Origin of the sequence: Uniformispora flossi (genome assembly GCF_049534875.1) — a bacterium.
Classification (GTDB): Bacteria; Actinomycetota; Actinomycetes; order Streptomycetales; family Streptomycetaceae; genus Yinghuangia; species Yinghuangia aomiensis.
Genome location: NZ_JBMULZ010000022.1, coordinates 63,830 through 85,596, shown reverse-complemented (window position 1 = coordinate 85,596; position 21,767 = coordinate 63,830). Strand labels below are relative to the sequence as shown.

Annotated in this window: 9 protein-coding genes; 5 read left to right on the top strand and 4 right to left on the bottom strand. The window is 73.8% G+C overall.

Annotation, left to right across the window (positions count from 1 at the left end):
* Positions 1-13: 13 nt before the first annotated feature.
* The 4 genes from ACPA54_RS33575 to ACPA54_RS33560 all read right to left on the bottom strand — a co-directional run bounded on the left by ACPA54_RS33575 (position 14) and on the right by ACPA54_RS33560 (position 17,073).
* Positions 14-13,690 carry an SDR family NAD(P)-dependent oxidoreductase gene (locus ACPA54_RS33575; protein ID WP_423535515.1) on the bottom strand — a complete coding sequence of 4,559 codons (13,677 nt, stop codon included), beginning with the start codon at positions 13,688-13,690 and terminating at the stop codon, positions 14-16.
* Positions 13,691-13,936: 246 nt separating this feature from the next.
* Positions 13,937-14,692, bottom strand: a complete 756-nt coding sequence (locus tag ACPA54_RS33570; RefSeq protein ID WP_423535513.1) for an HAD-IA family hydrolase — start codon at positions 14,690-14,692, stop codon at positions 13,937-13,939.
* Between the two features lie 45 nt (positions 14,693-14,737).
* Entirely contained in the window at positions 14,738-15,880 is a 1,143-nt protein-coding gene (locus ACPA54_RS33565) for a Gfo/Idh/MocA family protein (protein ID WP_423535512.1), read from the bottom strand.
* Positions 15,877-17,073 carry a DegT/DnrJ/EryC1/StrS family aminotransferase gene (locus tag ACPA54_RS33560; protein WP_423535511.1) on the bottom strand — a complete coding sequence of 399 codons (1,197 nt, stop codon included), beginning with the start codon at positions 17,071-17,073 and terminating at the stop codon, positions 15,877-15,879. Before ACPA54_RS33560 ends, ACPA54_RS33565 begins: the two co-directional genes overlap by 4 nt.
* 166 nt (positions 17,074-17,239) lie before the next feature.
* Here ACPA54_RS33560 and ACPA54_RS33555 point away from each other — a divergent pair, with 166 nt between their 5' ends.
* The 5 genes from ACPA54_RS33555 (at position 17,240) to ACPA54_RS33535 (ending at position 21,699) form a co-directional block, all read left to right on the top strand.
* Positions 17,240-17,677 (top strand): type II 3-dehydroquinate dehydratase, encoded by a 438-nt coding sequence (locus ACPA54_RS33555; RefSeq protein WP_423535510.1) that lies wholly within the window; start codon positions 17,240-17,242, stop codon positions 17,675-17,677.
* Positions 17,677-18,633 (top strand): ROK family protein, encoded by a 957-nt coding sequence (locus tag ACPA54_RS33550; RefSeq protein ID WP_423535509.1) that lies wholly within the window; start codon positions 17,677-17,679, stop codon positions 18,631-18,633. The genes ACPA54_RS33555 and ACPA54_RS33550 overlap by 1 nt, the downstream gene beginning before the upstream one ends.
* A complete protein-coding gene (locus ACPA54_RS33545) occupies positions 18,630-19,688 on the top strand; it encodes a 3-dehydroquinate synthase family protein (protein ID WP_423535508.1) in 1,059 nt (352 codons plus the stop codon). The genes ACPA54_RS33550 and ACPA54_RS33545 overlap by 4 nt, the downstream gene beginning before the upstream one ends.
* A 1-nt stretch (position 19,689) precedes the next feature.
* Positions 19,690-20,511 carry a shikimate dehydrogenase family protein gene (locus ACPA54_RS33540; RefSeq protein ID WP_423535507.1) on the top strand — a complete coding sequence of 274 codons (822 nt, stop codon included), beginning with the start codon at positions 19,690-19,692 and terminating at the stop codon, positions 20,509-20,511.
* A 63-nt stretch (positions 20,512-20,574) separates the two neighbouring features.
* Entirely contained in the window at positions 20,575-21,699 is a 1,125-nt protein-coding gene (locus ACPA54_RS33535) for an IS4 family transposase (RefSeq protein WP_423535506.1), read from the top strand.
* Positions 21,700-21,767 lie beyond the last annotated feature (68 nt).

Sequence of the window (21,767 nt, the reverse complement as noted above, 5' to 3'; positions counted from 1 at the left end):
CAGGGTCGTCGTGTCAGGGCTGGAGTTCGTTGTCGATGATCCGGAACAGCTCGTCGTCGGAAGCGCTGTCCAGGTCGACGCCGTCCTCGTCCGCCGGACCGGTCGCCGCCCACCGGGCGGCCAGGGCTTCCAGTCGGGCGGCAATCCGGGCCCGTTCGGCACCGGCGGCCTTGGCGTCGGCTGCCGCTCCCCGCAGCACGGCCTCCAGTCGTTCCAGTTCGGGCAGGTAGGACGGCTGTTCCGGCGCGGCGGCGAGGCCGAGGCGGTCGCGCAAGTGCCGCGCGAGCGCGGCGGGCGTGGGGTGGTCGAAGACCAGCGTCGCGGGGAGCCGGGCGCCGGTCGCCTCGGCAAGCCGGTTGCGCAGCCGCACAGCCGTCAGCGAGTCGAACCCGACATCGGTGAACGTCTGCGACGCCTTCACCGTCCCTTCCGCGCTCTGCCCGAGGACGTGGGCGGCTGCGCCGCGCACCAGATCGGTCAGCAGGCGCAGTTGCGCCGCGTCGTCGAGGGAACGCAGGCGCCGGGTGAGGGCGTCCGATCCGTCCTCGGCACCGGGCGCGGCGGCGGCGGTGCCGCGCGGCACCCGTACGAGTCCCCGGAGCAGCGGGTTGAGGTCGCCCTTCCGGGCCTGCCCACGCAGCACCGCATGGTCGAGGCGCGTGGCGACCAGCACGGCGTCGTCCGCCCGCAATGCGGCATCGAGCAAGGACAAGGCCTCGGCCGTGGACAGCCCGCGCTGTCCCCCGCCGCTCTCCAAGCGCGCTACACCCGCGTCCCCGAGGTGGCCCGTCAGGCCGCTGGCCTGCGACCACAGGCCCCAGGCGATCGATACGGCGGGCAGTCCCCGCTCGCGGCGCAGGTGCGCCAGCCCGTCCAGGAATCCGTTCGCCGCGGCGTAGTTGGCCTGCCCGGCACTTCCGAAGACTCCCGCGCCCGAAGAGAAGAGGACGAAAGCCGCCAGGTTCCGGTCCTGCGTCAACTCGTGCAGGTGCCAGGCGCCATCGGCCTTGCCACGGAGTACCGCGTCCACGCGGGCGGGTGTCTGAGCCGTCAGCACACCGTCGTCGAGAGCGCCGGCCGTGTGCACGACGGCGGTCAGCGGGTGCCGGGTGGGCAGGCCGTCGAGGACGGCGGCCAGCGCCCGCCGGTCCCCCGTATCCGCTGCCACGATCCGGACGTTCGCGCCTGCCGCTTCGAGGTCGGCGGCCAAGTCGGCCGCTCCCGGTGCGGCGGGGCCGCGCCTGCCGACCAGCACCAGATTCCGTGCGCCGTGCGCGGCCACGAGATGCCGCGCCACCAGGCCGCCGAGAGTCCCGGTGCCTCCGGTGATCAGCACGGTGCCGTCGGGGTCGAGCGGCCGTCCCGCGGCGGAATCCGTACCGCTCGCCGAGTCCGGGGCGGCGCCGTCGTCCGGCACGCGCGCGCGGCCCAGACGGGGGACCGTGACCTGGCCGGTGCGGACGGACACGTGGGGCTCGGACGCGGGAAGGGCCGACGGCAGCAGGGCCGCCGTGCCGTCGGTGTCCACGAGGTGGATGCGACCCGGGTGTTCGAGCTGCGCCGAGCGGACCAGGCTCCGGACCGAGGCGACCGCGGGGTCCTCCGCGGTGTTCGGCGTGATGACCAGCAACGGGCCGTCGCTCGCCACGATTCGGGTGTTCAGGAAGGCGAGGGCGCGCGTGGTGAGGTCGCGGACGGCGGCCGGAGGCGGGAGGTCGGTGGGAACGGTCAGGTCGAGGACGGCGTCCCGCGGAATCGAGCCGGTGTCCAGCGCGGCGGCGCCGGCCGGGACCGGCGTCCAGTCCAGGCGGAACAACGCGTCGGGTGCCGTCGCCGCAGCCGCACCGGGACGCAGCACGAGGCCGCCGATCTCCGCGACCGGTCCGCCCACTTGGTCGGTGAGGGTAAGCGAGATGCCGTCTGTGCCGAGCGCCTTGGCGTGCACGCGGAGTGCCGCGGCACCCGATGCGTGCAGCGCCACGCCGTGCCAGGCGAACGGGAGCAGGATCCGGCCGGGCTCCGGGGCCGGAGCCGCGCCGAGGTTCGCGGCCTGAAGCGCCGCGTCCAGCAGTGCCGGATGCAGGCCGAAGTCTTCCGCCGCGGAGACAAGTTCCTCGGGGAGTGCCACGTCGGCCCAGACCTCGTCGGCACGCCGCCACGCGCGGCGGAGGCCTCGGAAGGCGGCCCCGTAGCCGTATCCGGAGTCGGCCATCCGCTGGTAGAAACCGTCCACGGGTACTTCGTCCGCGCCGGGAGGCGGCCACTGCTCGTAGCCGAACTGCGGAGCGGCGGCCGGTCCCACCGCGAGGAATCCGGCGACGTGCCGGGTCCAGGGCTCTGCCTCGTGCGGCCTGGAGTGGATGTGCACGGGGCGTCGGCCGTCCGCGCCGGGGGCGCCGACCGTGCAGCGCAGCTCGGCGCTCTGCCGCTCCGGGAGCACCAGCGGGGTCTCGATGACCACCTCGTCCAGACCGTCCGCGCCCAGGTGTTCGCCGGCCCGAAGGGCGATCTCGAGGAATGCGGCACCGGGCAGGAGGACGGCCCCCGACACGACGTGGTCGGCGAGCCACGGATGCGTGCGTACCGCGATGCGGTTGGTGAACACCGCGCCGCCGTCGGGCAGATCCACGACCGCTCCGAGGAGCGCGTGGCCGGTCGACGCCAAGCCGAGGGACGCCGCGTCGGCTGCCTCGGACACCGGCTCCAGCCAGTAGCGCTGGTGCTGGAAGGCATAGGTCGGCAGCTCGGACGGGGTTGTCGGGGTGGTGCCGGTGAAGGCCGCAGTCCAGTCGACGGGGACGCCGCGGACGTGCAACTCGGCGGCGGAGAGCAGGAACCGGTCCAGACCGCCGTCGTCGCGGCGCAGCGTGCCGGTGACCACGGTCGGCGCCGACTCCCGCTCGTCCAGAGTGTCCAGCACGCTCGGGACCAGGACCGGGTGCGGGCTGACCTCGACGAAGGCGCGGTAGCCGTCGGCCGCCAGCGCGGCGGTCGCGTCGGCGAACCGCACGGTGCGACGCAGGTTGCGGTACCAGTAGCCGGCGTCCAACTCGGGTCCGTCGAGCCACGTGCCCTCGACGGTGGAATAGAAGGGGACTCGCGCGGTCTGCGGCGTCACGCCCGCAAGTACCCGCGCCAACTCCTGCTCGATCGCCTCGACATGGGAGGTGTGCGAGGCGTAGTCCACCGGGATGCGCCGGACCCGCACACCTTCGGTCTCGTAGGCGGTGACCAGCGCGTCCAGTGCGGCCGGATCGCCCGCCACGACAACCGACGAGGGGCCGTTGACGGCGGCCAACTCCACACCCGCGCCGAGCCGTTCCCGAACGCGATCGGCGGAGACCGCGACCGACACCATGCCGCCGCGACCCGCCAGACCCCGCGCGATCGCCTGCGACCGCAACGCCACCACCGCCGCCGCGTCCTCCAGACTGAGCACGCCGGCAACATGCGCCGCAGCGATCTCGCCCTGCGAATGCCCCACCACCGCATCCGGGGCGACCCCGAACGACTCCCACACCCGCGCCAGAGCCACCATCACCGCAAACGACACCGGCTGGACGACGTCCACCCGGTCCAGCGGCGCCCCGTCGCGCAGCACGTCCGGCAACGACCAATCCACAAACGGCGCCAGCGCCTCGGCAACTTCCGCCAGCGCCTCCGCGAACACCGGTGACGAGGCCGACAGTTCTTGGCCCATCCCCACCCACTGCGCCCCTTGCCCCGGGAACACGAAGACCCGTCGGCCTTCCACGTCGGCCGACCCCGTGACCACTCCGGGTCCGGTCTCACCGCGGGACAGCACCGCCAGCGCGTCCCGCACGGCGGCAGTGTCGGCGGCGACCACCACGGCTCGTTCCGTCAGCAGGCCTCGGCCGGTGGCCAGCGCGTGTCCGACCCCGGGCACGTCGAGCGCGGGCTGCTCGGAGGCGTAGTCGAGCAGGCGCGCGGCCAGGGCGCGGCGCGCGCTGTCCGTCGCCGCGGAGATCGGCCACGGCACGGCTCCGTCGACCGCCGCGGGTGCGTCGTCCCCGGCGCGGGCGGCGTCGGCCGGCTGGGCCTCTTCCACGATCACGTGTGCGTTGGTGCCGCTCACCCCGAAGGCGGAGACGCCGGCCCGGCGCGGCCGGTCGCCGTGCACCGGCCAGTCGCGGTGTTCGGTGAGCAGCCGGATGCCGCCCGTCGACCAGTCGATGTGCGACGAGGGCGCGTCGATGTGCAGGGTGCGCGGCAGTTGGCGGTGCCGGATCGCCTCCACCATTTTGATGATCCCCGCGACTCCGGCTGCGGCCTGGGTGTGTCCGATGTTGGACTTCACCGATCCGAGCCACAGCGGCCGTTCGGCGGGTCGTCCGGCGCCGTAGGCGGCGAGGAGGGCGTGCGCTTCGATCGGGTCGCCCAGGGTCGTGCCGGTGCCGTGTGCCTCGACGGCGTCCACGTCGGCCGCCGTGAGGCCCGCGTTCGCCAGGGCCTGCCGGATCACCCGCTCCTGCGATGGTCCGTTCGGTGCGGTCAGGCCGTTGGACGCGCCGTCCTGGTTGACGGCCGAGCCCCGCACGACTGCCAGCACCTCGTGCCCCAGTCGCCGGGCGTCCGACAGTCGCTCGAGCAGGATCACGCCCACGCCTTCGGCCATGCCGAATCCGTCGGCAGCGTCGGCGAAGGCCTTGCTTCGGCCGTCCGCGGCGAGCCCGCGCTGGCGGGAGAAGCCGATGACGCCTTGCAGGGTGGACATCACCGAGGCGCCGCCCGCGAACGCGAGGTCGCATTCGCCGCCGCGCAGCGCCTGCGCGGCGAGATGCAGGGCGACCAGCGAGGACGAGCAGGCGGTGTCGACCGTGACCGAAGGGCCTTCGAGGCCGAACGTGTACGAGAGCCGCCCGGACAGGATGCTGCCCGCGTTGCCGGTGACCAGGTAGCCCTCGTCGGCTTGGGCGCCGGTGCCCTGGGTGCCGTAGTCCTGGCCGTGGGTGCCGATGAAGACGCCGGTGGGGCTGCCGCGCAGGGCGGCGGGGTCGATGCCGGCGCGTTCCAGCGTCTCCCAGGCCACTTCGAGCAGCAGTCGCTGCTGGGGGTCCATCGCAAGCGCCTCGCGCGGGTTGACGCCGAAGAACGCCGCGTCGAAGTCCGCGATGCCGGGCAGGAACCCGCCGCCGCGCACATAGGTCCGGCCGGGCACGTCCGGGTCGGGGTCGTAGCTGCCGTCGAGGTCCCAGCCGCGGTCGGTGGGCAGGGCGGTGACGGCGTCGCCGCCGGCCGCGACGAAGCGCCACAGGGCGTCGGCGGAGTCCAGGCCACCGGGGAAGCGGCAGCCGGTGGCGACGATGGCGATCGGCTCGCCGTCGTCGGCCGGCGACGGCCGCCCGCTCGTGCGCGCGGGCACGGCGTCCCGGGTGCCGCCGAGCAGCTCGTCGCGCAGGTGAGCGGCGATCCCGGCGGGGGTGGGGTGGTTGAAGACGAGGGTGGCGGGGAGCCGCAGGCCGGTGGCGGTGTTGAGCCGGTTGCGCAGTTCGACGGCGGTCAGCGAGTCGACGCCGAGGTCCTTGAACGTCCGCCGGGGGTCGATGTCGCCGGCCGCGGTGTGGCCGAGTACGGCAGCCGCGGCGGCGCGCACGGTATGCACGAGGAGTTCGTCTTGTTCGGCGGCACCGAGCCCGGCGAGGCGGGCGGCGAGTGAGGTGCCCTCCTGCCCGGTGGTCGTCACGGCTTTGCGCAAACTGCGCCCGGCAGCGCGGGCGGGCGCAAGTTCCCGCAGGAGCGCGGGGACGTCGTCGAGACCGCGGAGGACGGACGTGTCGAGCCGGATCGGCACCAGTGCCGCCCGGTCGCTCTCCAGGGCCGCGTCGAAGAGCCCGAGTCCCTGCTCTGCGGACAGCGGCCGGGTGCCGGTCCGCGCCATCCTGGCCAGATCGGTGTCGCCGAGCCGCCCGCCCATGCCGGCGCTTTCCGCCCACAGGCCCCAGGCGAGGGACACGGCCGGCAGACCGAGGGTGTGCCGGTGTGCGGCCAGGCCGTCGAGGAACGCGTTGCCGGCGGCGTAGTTGCCTTGGCCCGCGCCGCCGAGGACGCCGGATGCCGAGGAGTAGAGCACGAACGCCGCCAGGTCGAGGCCGGCCGTCAGTTCGTGCAGATGCCAGGCCGCGTCCGCTTTGGGGCGCAGCGCGGTGGCCCACTTGTCGTCGTCCAGTGCGCCGATGACGCCGTCGGCGACGACTCCGGCCACGTGGACGACGGCGGTGAGCCGCTCCGCCACCGGGGTGATCACCGACGCCAGCGCGTCCCGGTCGGCGGCGTCCGCGGCCTCGACGCGTACCCGGGCTCCGAGCGCGGTGAGTTCGGCGCGTTGGGCGTCGGAGATGCCCTGGCGCGCGACGAGCACCAGCTCCCGGACCCCGTGGTTCCGCACGAGGTGACCGGCGAGCAGTCGGCCGAGGCCGCCGGTGGCCCCGGTGATCAGGACCGTGCCGCCGTCCAGCCGGGACGGAACGGCCGGGACGGGCTGTTCGGCGCGCCGCAGCCTCGGGACCAGGCGCCGTCCGTCCCGCACGGCGATCCGCGGTTCGTCCCGCACGGCCGCGAACGCTGCCGCGACTCCGTCGAGTTCGCCGGTCTCCACCAGCACGAACCGGCCCTGGTTCTCCGACTGCGCGGCCCGCACGAGGCCGCCCACCGCCTGGTGGACGAGGTCGTCGGGACGGGTCACGACCACGAGAACAAAGTCCTCGGTCCGCGGATCGGCCAGCCAATCCTGGAGGGCCCGCAGCACTTCGCGCCCTACGGCGTGGACGCGTTCGGGCACGGTCGCGTGCGGGTCGCCGTCACCGACCCGCAGCAGCACCACGGGCGGCACCGTGTCGCCGGATCCGATGTCGGCGTGGTCCGCCCACACGACGTTCTGATGTTCCGGCTCCGCAGCCGGAGCTGGCACCCACGCGACCTCGTGGAGCGCCGCATCGGACGGTGCCACCTGGGCGGGATCCACGGGCCGCAGGGTCAGCGCCGCCACTTCCACGACCGGCGCCCCCGTGTCGTCCGCGGCGCGCAAGGTGAGGGTGTCGGGTCCCGCCGGTGCCAGGACCACCCGAAGGGAGCCGGCGCCGGTCGCGTGCAGGTGGACACCCGACCAGGAGAAGGCAAGCCGGGGCCGGCCGCCGTCGGGGAAGAAGCCTGCGGCGGCAAGCGGGTGGAGGGCGGCGTCCAGGAGTGCCGGGTGGAGGCCGTATCCGTCGGAGTCGGCAGGTGCGGGCAGCCGCAGGTGGGCGTAGACGGTGCCTTCGCTGGTCCACGCGGACTCGACCGCGTGGAACGCGGGGCCGTAGTCGACCGCGAGGCCGTCGTAGAGTCCGGTGAGGTCGACGGGCCGCGCACCGGGCGGCGGCCACACGGTCAGGTCGGCCCATCCCGGTCCGGTCCCGGGGGTTCCGGGCCCGTCGGCGAGCACGCCCGTGGCGTTCTCGGACCATTCCCGACCCGTGCCCGCGCGGGTCAGCAGGCGCACCGTTCGGCGGCCGTCGACCGGTTCGGCGACGTGCACCTGAAGGTCGGTGCCGCCGCCGTCCGGCACGACGATCGGTGCCGATATCGTCAGCTCTTCGATCTCCGGGGCATCGAACGCTCCCCCGATGTGCGCCAGCACATCGAGCAGCGCCGTACCGGGCAGCAGGATCGCACCGCCGACCCGGTGGTCCGCCAGCCACGGCACGCCGCGCGTGGTCAGACGCCCGGTGAAGACCGCACCGTCTCCGCCGGCCAGGACCAATCCGGTGTCCAGAAGCGGGTGTTCCACGGCGTCGACACCGAGTGCCGCGACGTCGCCTCGCCCGGGGCCGGGTTCCAACCAGTAGCGCTGGTGTTGGAAGGCATAGGTCGGCAGCTCGGACGGGCTTGCCGGGGTGGCATCGGCGAAGGCCGGCGTCCAATCGACCGGGACTCCGCGGACGTACAGCTCGGCCGCGGAGAGCAGGAACCGGTCGAGGCCGCCGTCGTCGCGGCGCAGTGTGCCCGTGACCACCGTGGGTGCCGAAACCAGCTCGTCCAGCGTCTCGGTCACGCTCGGGACCAGCACCGGGTGCGGGCTGACCTCGACGAAGGCGCGGTAGCCGTCGGCCGCCAGCGCGGCGGTCGCGTCGGCGAACCGCACGGTGCGACGCAGGTTGCGATACCAGTAGCCGGCATCCAACTCCGGTCCCTCGAGCCATCCGCCGTCGACGGTGGAGTAGAACGGGACCCGCACCGCCCGAGGCTTCACCCCGGCGAGGACCTGCGCCAACTCCTCCTCGATCGCCTCGACGTGGGACGTGTGCGACGCGTAGTCCACGGGGATACGCCGAACCCGCACACCCTCGGCCTCGAACGTGGCGACGAGCGCATCCAGCGCGGGCGGATCGCCCGCGGCGACGACCGACGAGGGGCCGTTGACCGCGGCCAACTCCACACCCGTGCCAAGCCGTTCCCGAACCCGATCGGCGGACACCGCGACGGACACCATGCCGCCACGACCGGCAAGACCCCGCGCGATAGCCTGCGACCGCAACGCCACCACCGCCGCCGCATCCCCGAGACTCAGCGCCCCCGCGATATGCGCGGCGGCGATCTCCCCTTGCGAATGCCCGATCACCGCATCCGGGACGACGCCGAACGACTCCCACACCCGCGCCAGGGCCACCATCACCGCGAACGACACCGGCTGCACCACGTCGACCCGGTCGAGGAGCGCGGCGTCACCGTCGCGGACCGTGTCCGTCAACGACCAGTCCACGAACGGCGCGAGCGCCTCGCCCACGTCGGCCAGGGCCTCGGCGAACGCCGGCGACGAGGCGAGGAGTTCCCGCCCCATCCCCGCCCACTGCGCACCCTGCCCGGGGAACACGAAGACCCGTCGGCCGTCGACATCGGCCGTCCCCGACACCACGGAAGCTCCGGCCTCACCACGGCCCAGCGCCAGCAGCGCGTGATGCGCCGCGGCCTGGTCGGGTGCCACCACGACCGCGCGGTGCGCCAGGGCGGCACGCGAGGCTGTAAGGGTGCGTCCAACTGCCGCCACGTCCCACGTCCCCGGCGCGTCGGCGACGGACGCCAGGCGTTCGGCTTGCGACCGCAGCGCGTCGGCGGTGCGTCCGGAGATCGCCCAAGGCACGTAGGGCGAGGCCGCGTGCGGGCGATCGGCGGCTTCGACGCCCGGGGGCGCCTGTTCGAGGATGACGTGCGCGTTGGTCCCGCTGACCCCGAAGGAGGACACCGCCGCGCGACGCGGCCGGTCCACCTCCGGCCACGCGCGAGCTTCCGTCAACAGCTCGACCGCACCCGCCGACCAATCCACCTTCGACGACGGCGCGTCCACATGCAACGTGCGCGGCAGTACCCCGTGACGCAGCGCCAAGACCGTCTTGATCACCCCGGCGACGCCCGCCGCGGCTTGCGCATGACCGATGTTCGACTTCAGCGACCCCAGCCACAAAGGCTGCTCGGTCGAATGCCGCGCCCCGTACGTGGCCAACAGCGCTTGTGCCTCGATGGGGTCGCCCAGTGTCGTCCCGGTGCCGTGGCCCTCGACCGCGTCGACGTCCGCGGCCGTGATCCGGGCGTTCGCCAACGCTTGCCGGATCACCCGCTCCTGCGACGGACCGTTCGGCGCCGTCAATCCGTTCGACGCGCCGTCCTGATTCACCGCCGAACCGCGCACGATCGCCAGCACGTCGTGCCCCAGCCGCCTGGCGTCCGACAGGCGTTCCAGGACGAGCACGCCCACGCCCTCGGACCAGGCGGTGCCATCCGCCGCGTCGGCGAACGCCTTGCACCGGCCGTCCTCGGAAAGGGCGCGCTGCCGCGAGAACTCGACGAACGACGTCGGTCGGGCCATCACCGCGACACCGCCGGCCAGTGCCAGCGTGCTCTCCCCGTCGTGCAGGGACCGGGCAGCCAAGTGCAGCGCGACCAACGACGACGAGCACGCCGTGTCCACGGTCACCGCGGGCCCCTCGAAGCCCAGGGTGTACGAGACCCTGCCGGAGGCCACGGAGCCCGCGTTGCCGGTGCCGAGGTAGGCCTCAAGGCCGTCCGGAAGGTCGTCAAGTCCGGTCGCGTAATCGTGGTACATCAGCCCGCTGAAGACCCCGACGTTCGCGCCCCGCAGCGACGTCGGGTCCACGCCGGCCGTCTCCAGTGCCTCCCACGACACTTCCAGCAGCAGCCGCTGCTGGGGGTCCATCGCCAGGGCCTCGCGTGGGGAGATCCCGAAGAAGGCCGCGTCGAAGTCCCCGGCGTTCGTAAGGAATCCGCCGTGTCGTGCGTAAGAGGTGCCGGGTGCGTCCGGGTCGGGGTTGTAGAGCGCGTCGAGGTCCCAGCCTCGGTCTGCGGGGAACTCGCCGATGGCGTCCCGGCCTTCGGCGACGAGGCGCCACAGGTCGGCCGGCGAGGCCACCCCGCCGGGGAGGCGGCAGGCCATGCCCACGATCGCGATGGGTTCCTCGGAGCGCGTGCGGTTGGTGTTCGCGGTCGTCGGCGACGCGGTCGTCCCGTCGAGCAGGTCGAGCAGGTGGCGGGCGACGGCGGCGGTGGTCGGCCGGTCGAAGGCGAGGGTGGCGGGCAGGTGCAGTCCGGTCGCGGCGGCGAGCCGGTCGCGCAGGCCGACGGCGAGCACGGAGGTGTACCCGAGGTCTTTGAACGGGACGTCGGCGGGGACGGCCGCCCGGCCCGGCGCGAGTGCGGCGACCTCGGTGCGGGTGAGTTCGAGGACGGCGCGGTAGCGCTCGTCGTCGCCGAGGCCGGCGAGGCGGTGACGCAGCGCCGCGGCGGCGGCGTTGTCCGAAGTCCGGGTGGGTGCCGGGCTGTCGATGAGGCCGCGCAGCGGTGCCGGGACCGCGGCGGCGTCGAGGGCGTCCAGACCCTCGGTGTCGAGGCGGAGCAGCAGCAGTGACGTGCCGTCCACCAGGTGCGCGGCATCGAACAGGGCCGCGCTGTCGTGCGCGGTGAGGCGGCCCAGCCAGCCCGGTGCGGCCTGCCCGTCGCCCACGGCGGGGCCGGTGTGGAGCGCCAGTGCCGGCAGGCCTCGTGCGGCACGGTCGTACGCCAGCGCGTCCAGGAAGGAAGCCGCGGCGGCGACGTCCGCCGTGCTCCGCGGGGCGCCCAGCACGCCGTCGGCGGGCAGGTCGACCACGAAGGCGGACACGTCCGGGCCCGCGAGTGCTTCGTGCACGTTGAGCGCCGCCGCCACGGCTTTCCCAAGCCCGGGGAAGACGGCTCCGGTGGTGTGGACGACGGCGTCGATGCGGGCGTCCGCCCGGGCGGGCAGCGCGTCGGCCGCGTCGCGGTCGGCCAGGTCGGCGTCCAGCAAGGTGACGTGGGCGTGGCGGCCGAGGAGTTCGGCGCGCAGCTCGGCGGCGCCCGGATCGGCGGCGCCGCGCTCGCTGACCAGCACCAGCCGGCGGACTCCGCGCCCGGTGACCAAGTGCCGGGCGATGCGCGCGGCGGCAGGCCCGTCCGCTCCGGTGACGAGGACGGTCCCGTGCGGCGCGGCGCGGACGGCGGCACCGGGGTCGGGCGTGCCGCCCACCGGAGCCTCGGGCCCGCGGGCGGACGAAACACGGGACGCCCGAGGACGCAGCGGGACGCCTTCGCGCACGGCGAGCTGGGACTCGCCGAAGGAGGCCGCGGCAACGGCCTCCGACAGGCCGGTGTCCGGGGGGAGGTCGAGGAGGGCGAACCGGCCCGGATGGGACGCCTGCGCGGTGCGGACGGCTCCCCACAGCGCCGCCTGGACGAGGTCGAGGCGGGGATCGTCGGCACCGGTGGCAACCCCGGCCCGGGTGAGGATGGTCAGCGGTGTGGCGGCGAACCGGTCGTCGGCCAGCCAGGCGGCGAGGTCCGCGCCGAGGTCGTGCACCGCGGACACGACGGTGTCGGCGAGCGCCCCGGCACCGGCTTCACGGACGTTCGCGGACAGCACGACGATGTCCGGAACGGTCCCGGCGGCGCGCAGGGCGGTCAGATCGGGGTATGTCGTGGCGCCGTCGAGCCGTCCGGCCGCCGCCGCGGCGTCGGCGCCGACGACGGCCCGGCGCAGCGTGCCGGCCCCGGGGCCGTCGGGCACCGAGGACAGCGGCAGCCAGTCGGTGCGGTAGAGGTGTTCATAGGTCCCGCCGCCGGTGGCGCGCAGCCGGGCGGGCCCGTCCAGCAGGAGGTGGCGGGTGATCTTGCCGGAGGCGGTGCGCGGGATGCGGTCGGTTTCGTACAGCTCTTCGGGGACCTTGAAGTACGACAGCCGCTCGCGGCACGCGGCCAGCAGGGCGTCGGCGTCGAAGCCGTCCTCGGTCGGGACCACGAAGGCGACGGGCACCTCGCCGAGCACGTCGTGCGGTTTGCCGGCCACCGCGACGTCGGCCACGCCCGGCACCAACCGCAGCACCTCTTCGACCTCGGCGGGGTGGATGTTCTCGCCGCCGCGGATGACGAGTTCCTTGATGCGCCCGGAGATGGTGAAGTATCCGGCCCGGTCGCGGCGGGCGAGGTCGCCGGTGCGGTACCAGCCGTCGCGCAGCGCTTCCGCGGTGGCATCGGGCTGATTGTGGTAGCCGAGCATGACGCTGGGGCCGCGGACCCACACCTCGCCCTCGGTCCCGTCGGGGACGTCGAGGCCCGTCTCGGGGTCGACGACGCGCACGCCGAGGCCGGGCACGGGCAGCCCGCACGACCCTTCGACCCGGGCCCCGGTGGGCCAGTTGACGGTGATCGACCCGCAGGTCTCGGTCGATCCGTAGGCGTCGATGAGCGGTGCGCCGAACGCCGCTTCGAAGGACCGCCGCAGCGCGGCCGTGGTGGCGGCCCCGCCGACCAGGCACATCCGCAGGTCGGGTGCCTGGAAGCCGTCTTCCCGGGCGGCGCGCACCAGCTGGTGGTACATCGTGGGGACGCCCGCGAGGTAGGTCGCCGACTCCTCGCGGACCGCGTCGAGGACGTCGCCGGCCGCGAAGCCGTCGAGGATCCGGGCGGTGGCGCCCACCGCGGTGACGCTCAGGACGCAGGCGATGTGCGACAGGCTGTGGAAGAGCGGCAGCGGCCACACCACCCGGTCGTCGGGCCCCAGGCCCGGGACCGGCACGTAGCAGGCGGCCACCGACCACAGGCAGTTGCGCTGGGTGGACAGCACACCTTTGGGGCGTCCGGTGGTGCCCGAGGTGTAGAGCATCCAGGCCGGGTCGTCCAACGCGAGGTCGTCGCGGGCCGCGGCGGCCGGTTCCGCGCTCGCCAGTGTTTCGAAGGACAGCGTGCCCGCAGGCACGGGCCGGTGACCGGTCACCACGATCGTCAGGTCGGCGCGTTCGCGCAGCAGGGCGCCGAACTGCTCGGCGCGCACCGGGTCGATGACGACGGCGCGGGCCCCGCTGTCGTCGAGGAGGTAGTCCAGCTCGGCGGCGGTGACCCGCGGGTTGAGCGGTACCCCGATCGCGCCGGCGCGCAGGATCGCGAGGTAGCTTTCCACGGTCTCGACGCTGTTGCCGAGCAGAATGGCGGCGCGGTCGCCCGGCTGGATCCGGTGCTCTGCGAGGTGGCCCGCGACGCGCCGGGTCCGCGACTCCAATTCGCCGTAGGTGACGACGCGGGAGGCGTCCCGGAATGCGGGCTTGTCCGCGCGGTCCGCGGCATGCCCGGCCAGGATTTCGGGGAGCGGCCGGATCAGTTCGGTGCGCAGCATGCCGTCACTTCCAATTACTGGCAGGAGAAGGGCAATGGACGGCGGGCACCGCGGATTCCTCGCGGGGAATTCGCCGTCGATTCCAGTGTTGTCGCGCCGCCGCTCGCGACTTCCCCTAACCGTCCCCCTACGAAGACCCTGTCCGCGGTCCCGGCGATAGCGAAACGCGCCCCGGCACTCGGGTGAGTACCGGGGCGCGTGGCGGCGCGGGCATGGCTGCGGACGCGCAGCCGGGACACGGCACGGTCACGGGGCGGCCAGGGGCGGACACAGCGCCAGCAGGTCGGCGGGACGGCGCAGCGCGGCGTCGGGTTTCTCGGCGAGGAGCGCGGCCTCGTCCGTCTCGCCCCACAGCGCCGCGACGGCGGTGACGCCTGCTCCCCGGGCGCTGGCCAGGTCGGTGACCGCGTCGCCGATCATCATCGCGCGGCTTTGCGGCACGTCCAGCAGGCGGAGGGCGTGCAGCACGATGTCGGGTGCCGGTTTGGCCCGTGCGACCTCGTCGGAGCCGATCACGTGGTCGAAGTAGCGGCGCAGGCCGAGCTGTTCGAGCAGGTTCCGGGCGCGTGGGCCGCTCTTTCCGGTGGCGACGGCGAGCCGCAGGCCGCGGTCGTTCAGTTCGGCGAGTAACTCGCGTACGCCGTCGAAGACGGTGACCTGGTGGGCGAGCCGGTAGCTCTCCCGGACGAACGGTCCTTCCAGTTCGGCGGGCAGGCCCATGATGCGCATGATGTCGGGGAAATAGCGGCCGAGATGGCGGCTGTACTCCTCGAAGGGCGCCTGTCCGTCCCCGACCACTTCGGCGTAGGCGGCCAGGAATGCCTGGCGCATGACGCCGAAGCTGTCGACGAGTACCCCGTCGAGGTCGAAGACGACGGCGTGGGGTGCGGGAGTGGGGAGTGTGAGTGTGGTGCCGGGGGGCCGGTCGCGGCTCGCGGCGACGTTGTCGGGTAGGGCGGGGCCGGAAGTCGGCGCGGGTACGCCGGGGCTCTCTGCGGACACGGGATTCTCCCTGGAAGGTCGGGGATTCGCGGGTGGCCGGGCCGGTCAGCCGGCCGAGGTCACCGCGGCGGGCCGGGGTTCGGGCTTCGCGGTGGCGGCGCCGGGTGCGGCGGCCGCGGCGTAGAGGCGTTCGATCACGGCGATCGTGCGGCGCGCGTGGGCCGCGGCCAGGCCGCGTGCCGCCGGGTCGGCCAACTGTGCCGGAAGGGCGTCGAGCTGCCGGTCGTACTCGGCGCCGATCGGATCGGCAGGCAGCGGTATTTCGGTGGTCACGCCGTCGCGGGTGCGGACGAGGACCGGGGCGGGGCGCCGGTTGGGGCTGAAGCCGAAGGTGCAGGTCAGCGTGGCGGTGCCGGCGGCGCCTTCCACGGTGATCCGGGTGGTGTCGACTTGTTCGTGGGACGCCCACGACGCGTGCAGCGCCACCGACACCCCGTCCTCGGTGACGAGGAAGCCGCGCGCGGTGTCCTCCACGTCGCCGCGCCGTCCCCCGGCCGCGGCGCCCCGCCAATCGGCTTCGCGGGCGCCGCTGTTGACGAAGTCCGCGGAGACGGTGCCGAGGACGTGCCGGAATGCGGGGGCGGTGCCGAGGAGCGGGGTGGCGGTGTCCAGCAGGTGCCAGCCGAGGTCCACCAGCGCGCCGCCGCCGGACAGCCGACGGCTGGTGAACCAGCCCCCGGCGTCCGGCACTCCCCTGGCCCGGACCCAGGACACGCCGATATGCCGGATCGGCCGCAGCTCGGCCGCGAGCGCGCGCAGGGCTTGCACGTCGGCGCGGTGGCGGGCGGCGCTGCCCGCCAGGAGAACCGTGCCGCCGTCGCGTTCGGCCGCGGCCAGCAGGTCGGCTTCGGCGACGGTCAGGCACACCGGCTTCTCCAGGAACACCGCGATGCCGCGGCGGAGGAGCCGGGCGGCGACCGGGGCGTGCAGATGGTTCGGTACGGCGACCACCGCCAGGTCGACCGACGCCGGGTCCACGTCGTCGGCGTCCGCCAGGACCGGCACATCGCCGCCCGCCGCCGCGCGGACGCCCGGATCGGGTTCCACGAGCGCCGTGACCCGGTAGGCGGGGTGGGCGTCGAGCCGGGGCCGCCACAGGGTGCGGCCCGCCCAGCCGAGCCCGACGAGGGCGACCCGGACGACCGTGCCCGCGCCCGGACCGCGGGCGGGGGCGCCGCCGTCGTTCACAGCGCGGCCAGGGCGTCGGCGAGGATTTCCGCGATGTCGTGGATCTGCCGTTCGCCGGCGAGCAGGGTGCGGTGGTGCAGCCAGATCCCGTCGGCGGTGAGCGCCTCGGCGACCGGGTTGCGGCGGGCGAGTTCGTCCACGGTGGTCTCGGGGGCGCCGGTCTCCCAGAACCCGTCGGAGCGGTAGATCGCGCGGAAGACGACGAAGGCCGGCAGCCCGCGGGCGACCAGGTCGTCCACGAGCGCGTTGCGGCGTTCCTCGCCGATCCCGGGGATCCGGAACATCGCCATGTAGTGCGGCACCCGGTCGGCCCGGTCGTCGCGGCCCTGCGGCACGACGCCGGGGATCTCGGCGAGCAGGCGGCGCAGCAGCACCGACCGCTCCTCGCGCGTGGCGATCTGCTCGTCCAGTCGCCCGAGTTGGGCGCGCAGCACGCCGGCCGAGAATTCGTTGAGGCGGAAGTTCGACCCCGATGTCCGGTGGAAGTAGCGGCGGTCGCTTTGCGGGCGGCCGCAGCTGTGCCGCAGGAACGCCTCCTCGTACGACGCGTTGTCGGGGAACGTGACCGCTCCGCCCTCGCCCGCCGTCATCAGCTTGCCGTTCTGGAAGCTGAACGCGGCAAGCGAGCCGAGGGCGCCGGCGCGCCGGCCGCGCCACTGCGCGCCGTGCGCGTGGGCGGCGTCCTGGATCACCGGGACACCGGTGTCCGCGGAGAGCTTGTCGAGCGCGTCCATGTCCGCGAAGTGGCCGGCCATGTGCACGGGCATGATCGCCCGCGTGCGCGGGGTGACCGCGTCCGCGGCGGCCGCCACGTCCAGGCAGTACGTCTCGGGGTCGACGTCCACCGGTACCGCCACCGCGCCGAGCCGTTGCGCGGCCTGCGAGGACGAGATGAACGTGAACGAGGGGACGATGACCTCGCTGCCGGGGCCGACGCCCAGGACTTGGAGGGCGAGTTCGAGGGCGTGGGTGCCGTTGGTGACGGCCAGTGCCCGTTCGGCGCCGTGGTACTCCGCGAACTCTCGCTCGAACGCGTCGACTTCGCTGCCGCCGATGCGCCACCACTGGCCCTGCTCCAGCGCCCGGATCAGTCCTTCGCGTTCGGCGTCGTCGTACTGCGGCCACGCCGGGAATTCCGGGGCCGGGGTTCGGTTCGCACTCAAGATTCCCACTGCCTTTCCCTGGAGGGGCATGCTGCGCGAAGATGCCCGGAACGGCGCATCAATTCCGCGACCGGCACGCTAACCCAGGAAATACAAGAACGTCACCTCCCCTATCGGCCCCCCTATATTTCCCTTGTTCCGCATCTCCCCCGGCACTTCCGCCGAGGCCCCCGAAGAATGCTGTTATAACCGCTGCATGAGCGAGCTGCTTTTGTTGAACGGACCCAATCTGGGGATACTCGGCCGCCGCCAGCCGGAGATCTACGGCACCGACACTCTCGCCGACATCGTCGACGCGGTCGGCGAGGAAGTCGGCGAGCGGGGCTGGAAGGTCGTGTCGGTCCAGCGCGAATCCGAGGGCGAACTGATCGCGGCCGTGCACGAGTCGTCCGACACGGTCGGGGCGATCGTGAACCCCGGCGCGCTGATGATCGCCGGCTGGGGGCTGCGGGACGCGCTGGCCGCGTACCCGCGGCCGTGGATCGAAGTGCACTTGTCGAACGTGTGGGCACGCGAGACGTTCCGGCACGAGTCCGTGCTCGCCCCCCTGGCCGACGGCGTGATCGTAGGCCTCGGCTCGCTCGGCTACCGGCTGGCGGCGCGGGCGCTCCTGGCGAAGGTGCCGCAGTCCTGATGGCGGCGCGGCCCGCTTCCGGCCCTGTGCTGGGCATCGACCTGGGCGGCACCAAAGCGGCGCTGCGGGCGGAAGGCGAGGGCGGTGCGTCCGAGGAGTCCGTGTTGCGCTGGCGCACCCCCGCGGACCCCGCCGCGGACTGGGCCGCGCTCACCGCGGACGTCCGTGCGCTGCAGAGCCGTTGGGGGGATTTCGCGGCCGTGGGGGTGGCGATGCCCGCGCTGCTCGATCGGGATGGCACCGTGTCCGCGTGGCCGGGCCGACCGAGCTGGTCGGAGTTCCGCTTCGGCGACGGGCTGCGCCGCCTCTTCCCCGGCACACCGGTGCGCTGGGCCGACGACGGCGATCTCGCGGCCTTGGCCGAGTCCGTGCACGCGGGCCGCGACGACGTCGTCTACCTCGGTGTCGGCACCGGGGTCGGCGGCGGCATCGTCCGCGCCGGACGGCTCTTCCCCGGTCCCGAGCGCGGGTCGTGCGAGGTCGGGCACATCGTGATCGACCGCGCCGGCGCACGCTGCGACTGCGGGCGCCGCGGTTGCCTCCAAGCCGCCGCCTCGGGGCCCGCGACACTCCGCAGGGCCGCCGAGCTGCGCGGCTCCGCGACCGATTTCGCCGGACTTCGCGACGCCCTGGCCGACGGCGCGCCCTGGGCGGTCCGCGCGGTGGACGAGACCTGCGCCGCGGTGGCCGCCGCCGTCGTCTCCCTCGCCGAACTCGCGCACCCCGAAACGACGGTGATCGGCGGCGGCGTCGCGGCGGGCCTGGCCGGCTTCACGGCCCGTGTCGAGGCACACACCCGGCAACTCGCCCGGCCAGGCACGGCCGTACCCGCGGTCGCCCCGGCGGCTCTGGGCGCGCTGTCCTCGCTGCACGGCGCGCTCGCCCTCGCGCGCGAGGCCCGCACCGCCTCCGGCCGCACCGATACGCCGAACCACGTGGAAGGAACGACACGTTGACCATCGCCCTCCCGCCCGCGGCGCCGGCGAACGCCGCGCTGCGCCGCATCGACGTCGAGCTTGGCGACCGGGCCTACCCGGTGCTGATCGGACCGGGGGCACGGCACGAACTGGCGCGTGTGATCGCCGGACTCGGGGCGCGCCGTGTCGCCGTGGTGTCGGCCCGGCCGCGCGCCTGGGTGCCCGACCCCGGAGTGCCCGCCCTCCATGTCCCCGCTCGGGACGGCGAGCCGGGCAAGACCCTCGCCTGGGTCGAGGAACTGTGCAGCCGATTCGCCGAGTTCGGGCTGACCCGGGACGACGCGGTGGTGTCCTGCGGCGGCGGGACGACCACGGATGCCGTAGGTCTCGCAGCGGCGCTCTACCACCGAGGTGTACCGGTCGTGCATGTGCCGACCTCGCTGCTCGCGCAGGTCGACGCCAGTGTCGGCGGCAAGACCGCGGTGAACCTGCCGCAGGGCAAGAACCTGGTCGGCGCATACTGGCAACCCGCCGCGGTGCTGTGCGACACCGACTACCTCGAGACCCTGCCGCCGCGCGAACGCATCAACGGCTACGGAGAGATCGCCCGCTGCCACTTCATCGGCGCCGGCGACCTGCGGGACGCGCCGCTCGCCGACCAGATCGCCGCGAGCGTCTCGCTCAAGGCCTCGGTGGTCGCAGCCGACGAACGCGACAGCGGCCCGCGGCACATCCTCAACTACGGCCACACCCTCGGGCACGCCCTCGAACTCGCCACGGACTTCCGGCTGCGGCACGGCGAAGCGGTCGCCATCGGCACGGTCTTCGCCGGGCGCCTGGCCGGCGTGCTGGGCCGAATCGACGCCGCCCGGGTCGCCGAGCACCTCGACGTCGTCGGCCACTACGGATTGCCGACCCGGGTGCCCGCGGACGTGGCCACCGCGGAACTCGTCACGCTGATGCGCCGCGACAAGAAGGCGACCACCGGCCTGGCCTTCGTCCTGGACGGCCCCCACGGTCCCGAAGTCGTCCGCGATGTCCCGGAGCAAGCCGTGGCCGACCTCCTGGACGCCATGCCGCGCGAGGCGGGCTGACATGCCCGGCGTGCCCGTCACCGGCCGGACCCGGGTGTTCGCGGTCCTGGGCGACCCGGTCGCCCAGGTCAAAGCACCCGCGCTGCTGAACGCCGAGTTCGCCCGGCGCGGCGTCGACGCCGTCGTCGTCCCCGTCCACGCCCCCACCGACCGCTTTGCCGACGTCGTGACGGGCCTTCAGGCCGCGGGGAATGTGGACGGCTTGCTGGTGACCGTGCCGCACAAGCTCGCCGTGTGCGCCCACGCCGACAAGCTGAGTCCGACCGTGATGCTGGTCGGCAGCGCCAACGCGCTGCGCCGGGAGCCGGACGGAAGCTGGTTCGCCGACAATTTCGACGGCGTCGGCTTCGTCCGCGGCCTCGCCGAACACCAACGCCCGGTACGCGGCCGCCGCGTCGCACTCGCGGGGGCGGGCGGTGCCGGGTTGGCCGTGGCAGCGGCGCTGCTGACGGCGGGCGCGGCTCACGTTGCCGTCCTCGACCCGGATCGCCCGAAGCTGGCCGCCCTGCTGGACCGGCTCGGCGCGGCATGGCCGGGGCGCGTGGCCGCCGGGCCCGCCGCTGGACCGGTGGATCTCGCCGTGAACGCGACGCCGCTCGGGCTGCGCGCAACCGATCCGCTGCCCTTCGCTCCGGAGGACCTGGCGCCGGGCACGCTGGTCGCGGATCTCGTCATGGAACCGCACGACACCCCGTTACTGCGGGCCGCCGCCGCGCGGGGTCTGCCCGTGCACCACGGTATCCACATGCTGAGATGTCAGATCGGACTCTACTCCCGGTTTTTCCATGCGAACACGAACTCGGAGAATATGAAAGATGCATGAATTGATGGCGCAATTACCCATGCCCAGCCCTGACTTAACGTCCGTCTGCGACACCATCACCCCATGGCGGTTCAGGATGTCTCCGCGGCCGAGGGCCGCTTGACCGACGACGTGGCGATCGGACTTCTGACCACAGCCTTCCCCCGCCCGCTGGTGGACGCTGTCGTCGAAGCGACCGGCACACGGGAGCGGCGTACCCGCATGCTGCCGGCGTGGCTCATGGTGTATCTGTCGATGGCCCTGTGGCTGGACCTCGGCAAGGGCTACCTGCGCGTGCTGCGGAGCCTGCTTGGCGGCCTGCGGTGGGCCCAGGGCTGGGACGGCTCTTCGGTGCCGACCGACGGGGCCGTCTCGCGGGCCCGAGAGCGCCTGGGCAGCGCGCCGATGAAGGCCCTGTTCGAGGCCACCGCCTTCCCGACGCCTCCGGGCGCCGACGACGACGTGCTCTGGCGGGGACTGCGGACCGTCGCCGTGGACGCCGTGGACTTCGACCTGCCCGCCGGCCCGGACACCAACGCCGCTTTCGGCGTGCCGGCCGACGGGACACTGCCGCAGGCGCGGCTGGCCGCCCTGGCCGAGTGCGGCAGCCTGGCACCGATCGGCGCCGTCGTCGAATCCGCCGACGTCGACGAACAGGCTTTGCTGGAAGGGCTTTCGGGGCACCTCGGACCCGGCGTACTGCTGCTCGCCGACCGGCCCTTCGTCTCCGCCGCGTCGTATCTGTCCGCGGCCGCCACCGGCGCCGAACTGCTGTGGCGTGTCGACGAGTCGCTCGACCTGCCGGTCGAGGAGCGGCTGCCCGACGGCACCTACCGGTCCGAACTGCACGACGCCCACGGCCGCGGCAGGGCGAGCGTCCGGGTCGTCGAGTACCACGTGGCCGCGGACGACGGCACGTGCGAACGCTTCGTCCTGATCACCACACTGACCTCTCCCGAGCGGGCACCGGCCCTCGAACTGGCCCAGCTCTATGCGGGCCGCTGGCACATCCGGATCATCCTGCGCCTCGTGAAGGCCGACCTCCGGCGGCCCCGCGGCGTGCTTCGCTCGCGCACGGCGGAGGGAGTCCGCCAGGAACTCTGGGCACTGCTGTGCGTCTACCAGGCACTGCGGCAACTCGTCGCGAAAGGCGCCGTGACGACCGAAATCACCGCGGACCGCATCCGCTTGCCCTCTGCTAAGTCATGACTCCGAATTCCGGTCCCCCGCTCCTAGACTCCCGTTCCGATCAGAATTCTTCGCCGACGGGGGCGGTA

Bases quoted from the DNA above. Each gene is read 5' to 3' on its own strand.
- ACPA54_RS33575 (WP_423535515.1), bottom strand. From the start codon at position 13,690: ATGCTGCGCACCGAACTGATCCGGCCGCTCCCCGAAATCCTGGCCGGG.
- ACPA54_RS33560 (WP_423535511.1), bottom strand. From the start codon at position 17,073: ATGCCCCTCCAGGGAAAGGCAGTGGGAATCTTGAGTGCGAACCGAACC.
- ACPA54_RS33555 (WP_423535510.1), top strand. From the start codon at position 17,240: ATGAGCGAGCTGCTTTTGTTGAACGGACCCAATCTGGGGATACTCGGC.
- ACPA54_RS33550 (WP_423535509.1), top strand. From the start codon at position 17,677: ATGGCGGCGCGGCCCGCTTCCGGCCCTGTGCTGGGCATCGACCTGGGC.
- ACPA54_RS33540 (WP_423535507.1), top strand. From the start codon at position 19,690: ATGCCCGGCGTGCCCGTCACCGGCCGGACCCGGGTGTTCGCGGTCCTG.
- ACPA54_RS33535 (WP_423535506.1), top strand. From the start codon at position 20,575: ATGGCGGTTCAGGATGTCTCCGCGGCCGAGGGCCGCTTGACCGACGAC.